Origin of the sequence: Paenibacillus gansuensis, assembly GCF_042684925.1 — a bacterium.
Classification (GTDB): Bacteria; Bacillota; Bacilli; order Paenibacillales; family DY6; genus Paenibacillus_N; species Paenibacillus_N gansuensis.
Genome location: NZ_JBHUME010000002.1, coordinates 499,629 through 514,158, shown reverse-complemented (window position 1 = coordinate 514,158; position 14,530 = coordinate 499,629). Strand labels below are relative to the sequence as shown.

Annotated in this window: 10 protein-coding genes; 8 read left to right on the top strand and 2 right to left on the bottom strand. The window is 48.5% G+C overall.

Going from position 1 to position 14,530, the window contains the following annotated elements:
• Window positions 1–18 precede the first annotated feature (18 nt).
• From ACFSUF_RS02465 to ACFSUF_RS02455, 3 genes are all read left to right on the top strand, one after another.
• On the top strand, window positions 19–1,284 hold the full coding sequence (locus ACFSUF_RS02465) for a class I SAM-dependent methyltransferase (RefSeq protein WP_377599757.1): 1,266 nt from the start codon (window positions 19–21) through the stop codon (window positions 1,282–1,284).
• A 2-nt stretch (window positions 1,285–1,286) separates the two neighbouring features.
• Entirely contained in the window at window positions 1,287–3,875 is a 2,589-nt protein-coding gene (locus ACFSUF_RS02460; RefSeq protein ID WP_377599755.1) for a metallophosphoesterase, read from the top strand.
• A gap of 164 nt (window positions 3,876–4,039) precedes the next feature.
• Window positions 4,040–4,879 carry an alpha/beta fold hydrolase gene (locus tag ACFSUF_RS02455; protein ID WP_377599754.1) on the top strand — a complete coding sequence of 280 codons (840 nt, stop codon included), beginning with the start codon at window positions 4,040–4,042 and terminating at the stop codon, window positions 4,877–4,879.
• Between the two features lie 42 nt (window positions 4,880–4,921).
• On the opposite strand, the gene ACFSUF_RS02450 is transcribed toward ACFSUF_RS02455, so the two are convergent.
• Window positions 4,922–5,194 carry a hypothetical protein gene (locus tag ACFSUF_RS02450; protein WP_377599752.1) on the bottom strand — a complete coding sequence of 91 codons (273 nt, stop codon included), beginning with the start codon at window positions 5,192–5,194 and terminating at the stop codon, window positions 4,922–4,924.
• A gap of 212 nt (window positions 5,195–5,406) precedes the next feature.
• On the opposite strand from ACFSUF_RS02450, the gene ACFSUF_RS02445 reads away from it, so the two are divergent.
• The 4 genes from ACFSUF_RS02445 (at window position 5,407) to ACFSUF_RS02430 (ending at window position 8,849) form a co-directional block, all read left to right on the top strand.
• Window positions 5,407–6,105, top strand: coding sequence for a nuclease-related domain-containing protein (locus ACFSUF_RS02445; protein WP_377599750.1), 699 nt, complete (start codon window positions 5,407–5,409; stop codon window positions 6,103–6,105).
• A 50-nt stretch (window positions 6,106–6,155) separates the two neighbouring features.
• On the top strand, window positions 6,156–7,721 hold the full coding sequence (locus ACFSUF_RS02440) for an S-layer homology domain-containing protein (protein WP_377599748.1): 1,566 nt from the start codon (window positions 6,156–6,158) through the stop codon (window positions 7,719–7,721).
• A gap of 109 nt (window positions 7,722–7,830) precedes the next feature.
• Window positions 7,831–8,142, top strand: a complete 312-nt coding sequence (locus tag ACFSUF_RS02435) for a DUF1806 family protein (protein ID WP_377599746.1) — start codon at window positions 7,831–7,833, stop codon at window positions 8,140–8,142.
• Window positions 8,139–8,849 carry a PIG-L deacetylase family protein gene (locus tag ACFSUF_RS02430; protein WP_377599744.1) on the top strand — a complete coding sequence of 237 codons (711 nt, stop codon included), beginning with the start codon at window positions 8,139–8,141 and terminating at the stop codon, window positions 8,847–8,849. The genes ACFSUF_RS02435 and ACFSUF_RS02430 overlap by 4 nt, the downstream gene beginning before the upstream one ends.
• A 2-nt stretch (window positions 8,850–8,851) precedes the next feature.
• On the opposite strand, the gene ACFSUF_RS02425 is transcribed toward ACFSUF_RS02430, so the two are convergent.
• A complete protein-coding gene (locus ACFSUF_RS02425) occupies window positions 8,852–10,051 on the bottom strand; it encodes an acyl-CoA dehydrogenase family protein (RefSeq protein WP_377599742.1) in 1,200 nt (399 codons plus the stop codon).
• 114 nt (window positions 10,052–10,165) lie between these two features.
• On the opposite strand from ACFSUF_RS02425, the gene ACFSUF_RS02420 reads away from it, so the two are divergent.
• The gene (locus ACFSUF_RS02420; RefSeq protein WP_377599740.1) at window positions 10,166–14,488 is read left to right on the top strand and encodes a lipase/acyltransferase domain-containing protein; all 4,323 of its coding nucleotides are present in this window, start codon (window positions 10,166–10,168) and stop codon (window positions 14,486–14,488) included.
• Window positions 14,489–14,530 lie beyond the last annotated feature (42 nt).

Genomic DNA, 14,530 nt, shown 5'->3' with positions numbered 1-14,530 from the left:
TTTTAAGGGGGGCTACATATGGCAATCGTTCAGATCAAATCAACGAACCCGCAGTTTTCTTTTCTGCTGCGTAAAAATCCAAATTCCGGCATGCAGCTGCGCTCCGTTCGCAAAGGAATGGCTTACGGCTGGTATTCAGGTGAGGATACCTACAATGTGTATTTTAAAGATGCAGATAATGAAATTTCCTATAAACAACATGAGCAGGAGCATTTCGAATATTTAAATGTGTCCCGTTACAATACTCCGCTATTTCCGTTAAATGCGATCAATGAATTTTTCTCAGCCCCTCTCAAAGCCTGGGATACAAGGGATGCCGAGGGTTATGAGCACACTATTTATATTAATATGATTCATATTGAAATGGATCGTTATATTGATTTCTTCCGGAAGCATATGACAGACTATTCGTTTGAAATCGGGCACCGTGCTCACAAAAGTTACTCATTGACCGTTCGTACACAAAAAAGCTTATACCATTTGCTTCATACCGTGAGTGTGCTGTGTTTGTTCTTGTCTATGTTCGGCAACGAGTATATTGATATTTCGGACAGTATACTAGAGAAATATATGAAGAGTGTGAACATTATCGACGCGCCGTTCTATATTCGAAGCTTATTTGCAAGAAACTTTCTGTCGTCCAAAGAGCGGTTTAGAAAATATAAATCAGAGATAGAAAAAACCGGCCGTTATCGGATCGACTTCGATTATGGAGGCACGGCGCTTCAAAGAAGAAACTATATTGGACGTACACTGCCGTTATCCAAATCGATTTTGGACATTGGGTGTGGTGAGGGGTTCTACGCAATTCCTTTTGCCTCTAAGCTGGATGCTGTCTATTACGCCATTGATATTAACGAAGAAATGCTTGCTAAAGTGGAGCACAAGGCGAAAGCTAAACAGATTGATAATATTGCGACCTACTCTTCCATTGATCGGTTTCTAGCGGATTATTCCGGTGAGCAAGTAGATGTCATTATGACAGAGGTCATTGAACATATGCCGGAGGAAGAGGCTAAAGTGCTGATTCGCCAGGTGGCAGAGCATGTGGACTTTGATCATTTTATCATCACTACCCCGAACTCGGATTTTAACTCCTTTTATGAGCTTGACGGATTCAGGCATGACGACCATAAGTGGGAGATGGGGGAGCAGCAGTTTAAGAAATGGTTCTCCGAAGTAATGGCTGATTTAAGTTTAGAGTACGAGTTCGTGACTTTAGGTGACGGGGTTAATGATATTCGCACCACCCAAGGTGTTATTTTGAAGAAAAGGGGGGCCTAAAAGTGGAAATTCGGACGAAAGTACATACCATTTTCCTTATGATCGGGTCCACGGAATGCGGCAAAACTACCTTTGCTAACGAAGTGCTGATTCCGCAGCTGCAGTTCGATCTTCCAGATAAACACTTGAAATCCAACATCCAGTACCTGTCTTCAGATTCGATCCGGCAAGAAGTACTGGGGTACGAATACGATAAGTATGACCAGGTCATGCTTGAAGCGAGTTCTCAAGCTTTTCATCTGTTGTTTGAAAAGCTGAGAATGGTGACCTCGTTTCCTGTTAATGCGGAGTTTGTCATTGTGGACACTACCGGGCTTGCTGAGGATTTTCGTGAGAAAGTCAGGAAGATTGCAGCAGAGAACAATTACAGCGTTGAAGTGATCCTGTTTGATTATCGCAAAAGAGAAGATTACTATGCCTCGGAACGTTCTAAAAAACTAATAACCAACCACATCAACCGCTTGAAAAAGGACGTTTTGGGATCATTGTCTAGAGAGGGTTATGCGCAGATTCACCGGGTACGTGCCAAAGATTTTTATTCGCTGGATTCGAAATCCGCTAACCCGGATTATCAGGTGATTGTGGAGAATTGGGAGCAATACACTCGGACCGTGCTGCCGCAGGATCAGAAATATATCATGGTCGGGGATGTGCATGAGGATGTGGACGCTCTCCAAGGACTGCTAAAGAGTTACGGTTATAAGATCGAATCCGGAAGACTGCTAGGAACGGACAAAGTACACGGCACCAAGATCATTCTTGTAGGAGACTGGATTGACAAGGGAAAAAAGACTAAAGAGACCGTTGAGTTTCTTTACAACAATAAAGAGCATTTCTTGCTGGTCAAGGGAAATCATGAGAATTTTGTATCCAAGTATATAAAAGGCGAGATCCAAGGGGCGGATCGAGAGGTTTTAGAGCATTATTTTGATTCTGTGGGAATTCTCGTTGGGGACGAAGCGTTATTAGAGAAATTTCAGGATTTGGTTGATCGTTCCGAGCCGTTTTATCGCTATTCCGCTTCCCAAAAAGGACCATCCTTTTATGTTACCCATGCGCCTTGCCGCAATAAATATATTGGGAAGTTGGATGCAAATTCGATCAGGCATCAGCGAAACTATCGGATCGACCGGGAATCTTCCTTTGAGGAACAGCTGCAGTTTTTGAGGGAGGAGGCAGTAAGCAACCAGCCGTATCACGTATTTGGTCATATCGCTACGAAAACAGCTTTCCGCATCAAAAACAAGCTTCATATCGATACCGGAAGTGTACATGGGAACCTATTGACATCGGTAACTATTTCATTCAAGCCTTTCTATAAGTCACATAAAGCGCAACATGCCGTTGTAACAGAGGAATTGCCTGTCCTGTTCCAGGAGCAAAAGAAAGTTTCCATCCAGGATTTAGACGTGGAGGAATTACGGAGATTGCATTATGTTTCCCGGCACAAAATCAATTTCATCTCGGGCACGATGTCACCAGCTGATAAGGATTTGGCATCCAACGAACTGGAGTCGCTGAGAAGAGGACTTGATTATTTTGCAGAGCGCGGTATGAATCAGGTTGTTCTTCAGCCCAAATACATGGGATCAAGATGCAATATCTATTTGCACAGAACACCTGAGAACTGCTATGCAGTAAGCAGAAACGGGTACCAAATTAAACAGGTGGACCTGACGGGAATATACGATAGTCTGCTGAATAAATTTGGAGGATACATGGAACAGAATCTAGTTGAGATGATGATTCTGGACGGAGAGCTCCTTCCTTGGAAAGCCATGGGGGATGGGCTCATTCAAAGGCAGTTTAAACCTATTCAAACAGCTTTGGAAAGCGAATTCGCTTTCTTGAGAGAGAACGGGTTTGAACAAGCGGTAGGCAGCATGGTGGAAGGATTCCGGGAGAGCGGTTTTGAGAAGGACCAGTTCCATATGCCGAAAGCGCAGTTAAGTGAGAAATATGGAGACAGCATATATCAAACGTATAAATATGTTCCTGACGTACTGAAAACATATGTACCGTTATCGGAGCATGAACAGGCTTATGCCATATACAAAAAGCAGCTGGATCTCTATGGCGAAGACTCTCAATTAGAATATAAGCCGTTTGCCCTGTTAAAGCTGATTTTTCAGGATGGACGGGAGCTGCTTCCAGATTGGGGAACATCTAAGATGTTTCAGTTCCTTTCGGAAGACGAATGCCTTGTACTTGATTTGCATGATGCGGAGAGTTTGAGCAAAGCTCAGGATTATTTTTCAAAGCTTACCGTGGACGAATACATGGAAGGCGTGGTCATTAAACCGGAGTTTGCGGACAACAGGTCGGTACCTTTTATGAAAGTGCGGAATCCTGAATATTTGTCGATCATCTATGGTTATGATTACAAGTTCCCTCATAAGTACGACAAACTGATGAAACAGAAAAATACTAGCCAGAAGCTGAGAACTTCCTCTGCCGAATATAGGTTGGGACAAGAGATGCTGGCGGTGAAGCATTCGGAGATTGAACCTGGGAACGAGCAGTACAAAGAAATAGCAGCGAATTTGTTGTTTGAAACAGCGAAGGAGCGGGAGATTGATCCTCGGTTGTAAGAGGGAGGAGCTGCTCTCAAAAAAAATAAAGAATATCCTCACTAGGAAAACACGTTTTTAGTCAAATGTGCACTACCCTTCCCGGATCCACTTCATCTATCATGAAAACACAGGATTGTTTCCTGTGTTTTTTTGTTTATGCAATCATATAGGAGGGATGCTGCATGAGTGAACAGTTGATCAAAGTGGATGGCATTGAACTTTGTACCGAAAGTTTCGGGAACCCGGCGGACCCGGCGGTGCTGCTGATTATGGGGGCTCAATCTTCGATGATTTGGTGGGAGACTGAGTTTTGCGAGCGGATAGCTGCGGAAGGACGTTTTGTGATTCGGTACGACAACCGGGATGTAGGGCGTTCTACGGTGTATGAACCGGGTCAGCCGGACTATACGTTTGAGGATATGGCGGATGATGCGATCCGGGTGCTGGATTTTTATCAGGTAAAGCAAGCTCATCTGCTGGGCATGTCACTCGGGGGCATGCTGACACAAATGATCGCTCTGCGGCATCCGGAGCGGATTCTTACCATTACACTTTTGGCGACGTCTAACTTCGCCCCCGAACTTCCTCCAATGGAGGAGAAGGTGATGGAGTTCTTTTCGAATCTAGGGGACGTTGACTGGGCGGATGAACAATCGGTGGTGGATTACGCGGTTGCGCGATCCCGGGTGCTGGTGGGGTCGAAGCATTCTTTTGACGAGGAAAAAGTACGCCGGTTGGCGGGAGTAGAAGTGAAGAGGGGCCGAAATCTGGCTAGCATGACCAATCACGCTTTGCTGAGCGGCGGAGAATCGTACTTAACCAGGACGGGGGAGATTCAGGCACCTGCACTTGTCATCCATGGTACCGAGGATCCGATCATTCCTTATCCGCATGGGCAGCATCTCGCTGATGTCATCCAGGATTCGGTTCTGCTCACATTAGAGGGCGCCGGGCATGAGCTTCATGAGGATGACTGGGATGTGGTGATAGATTCGATTGTTGAGCATACTTTCAATACTTAATAGTAACGGGAAGTTCCCTATGGACTCACATGAAGCTATAGGCTAGTTTCGCTTATATTTATTTTGGATGAGGGTCCCAAACAAGAATAGGAGAAATGAAAAACTCACAACAATCAAAATATCCAACCACAGATTATCGGTGATTAAGTAAAAATGAAAAGTTTCCGGGAAGTATTGAATGATGTTAGCTAAAGGATGTTGTTCCAGTTCTTTTATAGCTGCTTGGGTTTGGTTCTGATTATAGATCACATCAATTATATACATGCAAATACCGGTGAATGCAGAGAAAACTACACTTCGCAGTAGGACTTTCATGGAACTCCTCCTCATCGATGGATCGTATATTGTTAGGACGCTGTATTTACCAGAAAGTTGCCTGAGAAAAGATTGTGTTTATAGTACCTGCTCTGCTGATATTAGTGGTACCCGGTATGACTGAAGGACTTCTGCGAGAGTCCTTTTTCTTATCTTTAATACATTCCGTCTCCCCCCGATAAATAAGTATCGATAACATAAGGAGACTTTTCATGCTCAAAAAACTATTAGCTCTGTTCAGTTCCGAACCTTCCAAGCAAGCGAAACCATCGAAACCAGCAGCACCCAAGCCCAAAAAGAAAAAGATAGAATCCACCCGTATCGGGGAGCTTGGCGAACACAAAATCAACATCCAGTTGGATCAGTTACCGAAGGAGTGCAAGTACCTAAGCGATGTCCTCCTCAGCAACCCTAAGTCCAGGTCAGGCTACTCTCAAATCGATCACCTCGTAATTTCACCTTATGGACTTTTTGTGATCGAAACCAAGAACTATAACGGAGAAATCAAAGGGACCAAAACCGATACATATTGGACGGTCAGCAACCGTTACAAGCTGTACAACCCTCTGATGCAAAATTACGGGCATATCAAGGCACTTCAGGCACAGTTAAGCGAATTCCCTGAGGCAAGGTATATTTCCATGATTTCTTTTACGATGAGGTGCCGGTTTGGTATAGACCCTGAACTAAGGAAGATCCAATCTGATGATCTTATCGTTTATGATGTGGAGCTTTCAGAATTTATTCAAAGGAAACTAGCCAGGCTAAAAATAGAACTAGGATCACCCGCATTTAGCGGTAACGACGTAAATCTAATCTATGAAAAAATAAATCAAAAGAATATTACGGATCCCCAAATAAGAGCTGATCACACAGCAAACCTGCAGAAAACAATAAAAAATCCATCTTAGCCATCCGATATAAACATTAGCAAATATATGAGTATCGGAGGGGAACATTTATGAAAAAGAAACAGATCGTACCTACTCTTCTCACAGCCGCCTTACTGGCTGCACCTATCCTCCCGGTCAGAGCCAACGCAGCCGTTAACTTCAGCGACATTGGCGGGTCTTATGCGAAGGACGCTATTTTGCAGCTGGCACAGCAGGGGATTATTAGCGGTGGCAGCGGTGGGAATTTTGATCCGACCGGAAAGATTTCGAGGCAGGATTTTGCTATTATTTTGGCCAAGGCGCTTCAGCTTGAGATCACTAGTAAGCCTCCGACAGCTACGTTCTCTGATGTTCCGCAGACTCATTATTCCTATAGCTACATAGAGGCTGCAGTAAAGGCTGGCTTGGTCAAAGGGACGGGTAATGGTGCTTTTGGAATGGATCAGAATCTGTCGCGTCAGGAGATGGCTGCGCTTTTTGTGAGGGCTTTAGGTGTTGATGTCAGTGGTGAAGGTAAGGCTTTCAAGTTTGCCGATAGTAACTCGATATCCAGCTGGGCTAAGGACGCAGTAGCCTTTGCAGTTAAAAATCAATTGATTACCCTCAACAGCAACAACGAGTTCAATGGTACGAAGCCGGTGGACCGGCAAACTGTGGCGCAAGCAGCCTCCCAATTTATTAAGGTTCATGAAGAAGTGAAGTCCCAAAAACCGGAACCCAAACCTGAGCAACCGAAACCGGGGCAGTCTAAACCCGAGACACCGAGCACTCCGGCACCCCAGCCGTCTAACCCGCAGCCGACGAATCCTGAACCAACGAATCCGACACCGCCGGCAGACACAACGGCTCCTCTCGTAGACACAGCGCAGTTTACGTTAGTTGATAACTACAACGGGATTCAGGATCAATTGAAGGGAGCGATCGGAGCCGTTGGCGAAGCGGGAGCGACAGTGAAAGTCTACCGTTGGGACGATGAAGTTGAGCCCGGTATTATTAACTCTGAAGATCTTGGCGAGCCAGTGACCATTGGGACAAGTGATTCAGCCGGAGCTGTTGGACCCGGGAACATTGGAGACTTAAAAGGCGGCATGACCTATAAATTTATCATTACTGCAACGGATGCGGCAGGAAATGAATCACCGAGGGATTTGCAGCATGTACTCACGCTTACTCCGGAAAAAGAAGAAGCCCCGGAACTCCCTGCTGAGACAGTGACCTCGACGGTTTACGGCTTCAGCTGGAGAGACATTACGGATTTATCGGATATGATTACAGAAGGCTCGATTGTGCCGTCGTTGGGCATCAATGCAAATCAGCAAATCCCGGTCAGGCTGTTGGTTAAGGTAAATGAGGCATTTGTAAACGGCACATTAGAGATCACGCTAAGCGATCCTACTTCTTACGCCCTGAACAAGTGGCTCCCTAAAGATGCGATAGGCGATCAAATAGATAATAAAGTTACAATTAGCGGTATCAACGCTGAAGCGAATTCCTATTTGTATGTGAATTTGGAAACGATCTTATTCGAAGGTACTTATCATCTCAGTTTCCAAACAGATGCCGATGGTTCCGGCGTCATGAAAACGATGTCTAAACCACAACAAGTAGAAATTAGAGCGGTCGTGCCAAGATAATCTGTATAACTTCAGCCTGTAGACTAAACTCCCCACGGAGAAGGGTCTGCGGGCTATTTTCGCGAATAGATAGATACCACAATTGCAAAAAGAAGGAGAGGACCGTCACATGAACCCGATCCGAAAAGAGGAAGTAGAACGCGGCTTTCAAGCCTTTATTGGCATAGAGACTTATCTGCACAGCGAGGCGACGTCGTATCTATTCGTCCGTAACTTCAAGGTGAAGATTAGTCACGCCTTTATTGCAGGCGAAGGGCCATACCGGGCGGCGCTTCGATTCGACGGGAACGGCTGGCTGCGGATCGAAGGGCTCACTCATTATGAGATAGATGAACACGGCCGTTTGCTGCTGGCTGGATTTGATGACAAGGGACGGATGCATACGGCACTGCACCTGGGAAAGGAGGCGTTTCCTGAATGAACGAAATCGAGACCATTCCCGCCAAAAAGATTCTGGCCGTGTTCGCCCACCCGGACGATGAAACCTTCATTTGCGGCGGAACTTTGGCTAAGTACGCCAGCGAAGGCTGCGATATTACGCTGGTGAGCGCTACACGCGGAGAGATGGGCAGGCGGATGGGCAACCCGCCGTATCTGAACCGGGAAACGATGGCGGCCGCCCGGGAGCAAGAGCTTCGCGAAGCATGCGAGTGCTTGGGCGTTAAGCGGCTGATCTTCCTGGATATCCGGGACAAAACAGTGGAATTCACCGACATGGATTGGCTAATTCGGAGAATTGCCGGGCTACTAACTGAAATCCAGCCGGATGTCGTCCTGACATTCCACGAGATGCTGGGCGGACACCCCGACCATTGCGCGATCGGAAAAGCAACGACGGCCGCTTTTCAGGCAAGCGGCCGTCGGGGAGCGTTGTATTATATTACCTTTGGCGATGCGATGGAATTTCCGGATCAATACGGCTACACTCGTAGCGATGTAGTCCGCATCGATGTCCATGCACATCAGGAAGCCAAACTTGCCGGATTTCGGGCACACCGCTGCCAGACCGAAATCGATGAGTGGGTATGGCTTCCTAATGAAGAAGCTCAGCTTTACTTTGGCAGATATGAGTACTTCCTTATAGGGTACAGGGAGGCGCCGTTTCTGGCAGGGGACAGCTTCTTTTGAAGCTACTCCGCCTCCTCGCCCAAAGCCGCCTGCGCCAAGCCCTGCAGTACCGAGCTGTCCATCGGCGGGTTATGCAGCCCCGCGCGGACATCGCGGTAGTAGCGCTCCAGCGGCCGCCGGCGGGACAGGCTGTCGGCGCCGACGATCCGCATGGCCAAATCCACAATACGTATCGCGTTGTTGGTGACCGTGTACTTGGCCAAGCCGAGTTCGTGCCTCATGGCAGGCCGCCCTTCGGCGTCCCGGTCCCACCGCTCGGCTGCCGCATACAGCAGTGTGCGCGCGGTCCGCAGCTGCACTTCCATTTCCGCAATGGACTGCTGCACGGCAGGGAGCGCGGCAATTGGGGCACTCAGCGAATTTGGCTGGTAGGAACGGGCAAACGCCAAAGCATAGTCCCGGGCCGCTAAGGCAATCCCCATATAGCAAGCGGGAATGTGCAGCAGCCAGCCGCCGCCGTCATCAGTCGTACGAAGAGCCCCTGAGCTCACGTTATTCGGCGTTCCATTCCCGCCCGGGATCCTCATTCGTTCCTCCACATACGCCCCTTCCAGCACCACATCATGGCTGCCGGTCGCCCGCATGCCGAGCGTGTCCCAAGTTTCCACCAGGCGAACGCCCTCGCCCCGGCTCAATAGAAACTCACTGACTGTATCCTCCTCAGGCAAATAAGCCGATACCACAAACCGCTCAAGTATGGGTGACAACGTGCTGTATGTTTTGCGTCCCGTAATGCGCCATCCTCCGTCCGCGCGGACTGCTGTCGTCTCCGGTATCCCGCCCCGGCTCGGGCTCCCCGAAGCCGCCTCGGTAGCAAAAGTATTGACCATCGCCCCCTCGGACACGATCGCCCGGCAAAACTCCGCAAACAATGCCTCCGGCCATTTCCCGCTGTGCCTCAAATGATGAACTTGCCCGATATGCCATCCGACAGCCAACGCCGTAGAACCGTCCCCGTACGCCAGCCGTTCCTGAAGCTGAACCAACTCGTACAGCGAAATATCGTCGCCGCCGTATTCGGCAGGAACGGTCAGTTTCAAGTACCCCGCCTCCCGCAGGTCCGCAAAGTTCTCAAACGGAAACGAACCTTCCCGGTCATGCCGTTCGGCCCTCTCCGCAAAGACGGCGGCCAGCTTTTCCACCGCCAGAACACGCGCCTGTTCCCGGTCGTTACGAACAAAGTGATCCATGTACCGTTTCATCCTGATTCACTCCTTTGGGTCCAGTATATCATTTCCCGGGTGATAAAACTTCAACCTTACGCACCGCCCCGGGACGCCATATACTTGCTTCAGACCACTTTACAAAGGAGAAGAATGATGAACATACGATTGCAAAAGACGGCTAAAGCCGCAGCAGCCGCACTACTGAGCCTATCGCTGCTATCCCAGCCGGTACTGCCGAGTGTGACGGCTTCCACTTTAGCGTCGGCATCAACAGCAGCAACGGCCGCAACGGTTTTTACCTACGATGAACAGGAGCAAGAATCTAACAATCTCACCACAGAGACCGGGCAGCCTTATCAGCTGACGGGAAGCGAGACGTTCCGTTACACAGGAACCATCAGCGGCAAAACAGACCAGTATGACTTCCACCCGTTCCGGGTGGAGAAGTCCGGTTACATGAATGTGAAGCTTTTTGAAGAGGGTACTCCAAAAATCATGAACCTGGATATCGTCGACCTGGCTGAAAACGAACTGGACGACAACTATGAAACGGTCAGCAGTGTTCAGGAAAATGTCTACTTGGAGGCAGGAAACGATTACTTCGTGAGAGCGGCCTTAAGTTACAGCTACTTCAACCAGGACATTTCACACGATTACCGTATTGAAGGTTCTTTTACCCCACAACCGGTCATCACTGTCGATCCGCGGACAACAGCACAAGCGGTGACCTTGGGCGAGACTATCAACGGAATAATTAGCGCTGCTAAAGGGGAAGCATGGTACACGTTCACACCGGATGCCAACTATGCTGCAACGATAAGCGTCACCCCTGACGCGGGCAGCACCTCGAGCTTTGCTTACCAGTTGTATGACGGGGCTGCTGTGGTGGCCGGCGGTACTCCGCTTATTTTGAAACAAGGCATGAAATACGATCTCAAAATCACAGAACTCAAAGGGGAAGCGAACCAAGCGTTCACGCTCACCTTAACTCAGACGGCGAAAGTGGATGAGTACGAAGCGAATGACGAGCACAACCGGGCATCGATTACTTCTCTTGGCCTGCATGCCTCCGATCAGATCAGCGCAACTCTTCACTCTGCAGCAGACGTAGACTGGTATCAGATGAAACTTGGCCAAAGCGGCGTGTTTGACGTAGGGTTAGCCTCCCTTCCAACCGGGGTAAATTACTACTTCAAAGTTTACAACGAGCATTTTACTCTTTTGGCGGATTCGGAAAACTATGCAGAGAAACTGATAAGAAACCTGCCGGGTACGCAAAATCAAATGTTCTATGTGAAGGTCTACTCTAAGCTGGGCTTCCATGTAACGGACTCCTACGAACTTTACACCAGGTCCTTCCGGGCGGCACCAGGTTCCGATACGGAGCCTAACGACAGGCTTGAGGACGCAGCACCGCCGATTGCGGTCACGCTCAACGAAGTTCTTGGAGGTTCCTTAAGCGAAGCGGGCGACCAGGATTGGTACACATTCCAGCTTGCCGAGGGCGGACGTTTTGAAGTAGAGATGTTCAATTTCCCGTCGGATGACCATCGTATGGACTTGTATGATAAGAACCGGAACCCGCTTTATCTGTCCGAAAATAATGACATGGATCCAACGAATAAGCTCATTACCGGTGTATCCGGAGCCAAGGGCGACCTGTTTTATGTCCATGTTTATTCCGTGAGCAGAGATCAGGAGAATTTTCCGGCGTATGAAGACTACGAAATCGAAATCCGCATGGTCGGAGGGGATCAGTATGAGGTCAACAATACAAGGGAAACGGCGGTATCCAATTATGTGACAAAGCTGGGCAGAGCGAACGAATCCTCGGTCCAGGGGACTATCCATGAAGCTGCGGACGTAGATTGGTATCAGTTATCACCCTACACGACCGGATACTTCTCAGTCAGCATTCCCGTACTCAGCGACAAATACAGAATCGATCTGTACGACGCCGCCCTGCAGCCTGTAGGGAACCGTTGGTCTGACGGGACTATTACCGATATTTTTGGCAAAAAGGACACAGCTTTCTATCTCAAAGTCTCCTCCAAAAACGGATACAGCAGCAACCTCCACTATTACGACATCAAAGTGAAGCTGGAACAGACCGGTTTGGAGACCAAAGAGAATGAGATCAACACGAATAACGACACGACCGATGTGGCGACGAACATCCCGCTGGGCCACGATATGCTGGGCATGTTTCATTGGAACAGAGACACAGATTATTACAAGCTTGATCTGACCGGGCGCAAAGGAACGGTCTGGGTAGCACTGGAGAATAAGCAGCCGACGTGGCATTTTTCCATCTATGATCAGAACAAAAACTTCATCGGCGCTTCCGAAGGAACGGGCGGTGTGAACGGGATTGTGATGGTTCCTTTTACGGAGGGTGTGTATTATATCCAGGTGTATCAGGAAACGGGGCTGCTCAACTATCACTTGAATGTTCCGTACCGGCTGAAAACGATCATCAGAGACATGGACAGCTTTGAAAATAACAATACCTTTTTCTCTGCAACAGAAGCCAGTGTGTACCCGAACAAAATCATTCAAATCCCTGGCTACCCGAACCAGCGGGAGTTCAAAGGGACGATTCACTCGATTTCCGACGGGGACTTTTATAAAGTGTCTAACACCGGACTTCCGTACGATTTGCAAATTTCAGTAGACAGATATGATGTATGGGTGCTGGACGGCGACGGCAGAGAGATCAGCAGCTCGGTCAAAGAGGGCCGGAACTTCTCGGTCATCATCCCGAAAAACAAGACGTACTATGTCAAAGTAGCTTCCCGTGATGGGTCTTACGATATGTGGAATTATACGTTGAACATCAAGTGCGGAGGGATCGTGCCGATTCTGATTGTGCCTGGATTTGGGGGCACCTCTTTATTCCACTACAACAATGAAGGCGAGATGGAGAATGTTTGGATGAACTACAACGTCTCCGATACGGCCAGACACATGCTTCAAAGTCCTTCAGGAGAGCCGGACGACGTCTTTTTCAAGGACCAGAATGGCGGATTGTGGGGTATTTCCGATATTGCTCCGGAGTCGGAGATGTTGGGGCAGGATAAATATTTTGACCTGATGATTGAGGATTTGCGGGCGGAAGGATATACTTCGGGAAATACATTGTTCGGCGTTCCCTATTACTTTATCAGGGATAATACCGAGGCGGCGGGGCTCCTGAAACGGAAAATCGATCAGGCTATATCCAAAACAGGCTCAAGTAAAGTCATGCTGATCTCGCACAGCAACGGCGGTTTAATTGTAAAAGAAGCGATGATGGACCCGAATTATGCTAAAAAAACCGGTAAGTGGATCACGATGGGAACCCCATGGCTGGGCGCACCGGCCTCGTTGAAGTCATGGATCGACGGATACGACCTGGACATTCCGATTTTATCAAATTCCGTTGGACGGCAATTGGCGATGCACTCTCCTTCTGCCTATGGACTGATTCCTTCGCCGGGTTATTTCCACACTAGCAACTATATGCCTGTACTGACTTACCTGCAAAAGAACAGCGATGAACGCAATGACCACAGGTTTGTAAATATTGACTCTTACGCCAAAATGAAAGATTTCCTTAGCAGAGTGAACCATGGCCAGGATTATCCTTACCTGGACTTTAATGAAGAGCTGATGAATCGTGCGTTGTCCAAACACCAAAGCTATTATGACGCGCCTTTGACGGATGTACCGTTTTACAATATTTCAGGTTATGGCATGAACACGATTGGAAGCTACAGGTATACGCATTCGGTGTGGGATGTAGCGGAACTAGCTGACCTGGATAAGCTGCCGATCCTGGACGAATCCGCCGTACCGGTTTATGTCAGCGGGGACGGCACCGTTCCGCTCAACAGCAGCCGGGGACGGGGAACGTTCGGCATCGGAACGAAGAAGATGAGAACGTACAGCATTACCGGAGTAGAACACATGCCGCTAGTGCGCGATAACCGCAACCGTCAGCAGGTGAAGCAGATTCTGATTTACGGCAATGAAGTCCCTGTAGCAGGTATTACGATGCCGGCTTCCACCGATGGTTTCCTGAATGATACAACAGCGTATAACACCGACGGTGTTACCGCAACTGTACTGTCCGTTCCGTTGACTGGTGAAGAAGCGTCCCTGACGCTGACACAGCAGAACGGAGAGAAGACGGTGATCAAGACGCGCAAAGACAAAACTTTTGAGGCCGAGCAAAAGTCCGCCGCTGTCACCGTTGACAAACTGGGCAACCGTCTATGGATCACCGTTCCGGCGGACCAGGAGACGGACATTGCCTGGACGGGAGCGGAACAGGCGGAGTTGAAAGTGTATGACATGAAAAACAGCGAGTACAAAACTTCCTACAAAGTCAAATTGACGGGCAAGGATAAGGCGTTTAAGGTCAAGAACTCCAAAGTGCAGGCAGGCAAGGGGGAGAGCTTGCAGGTAGAGGAAACCGCAGTATATAAGTGATTTGTTGAGAAGGCAGTCCCCTTTTGGGTAGGGGACTGCCCA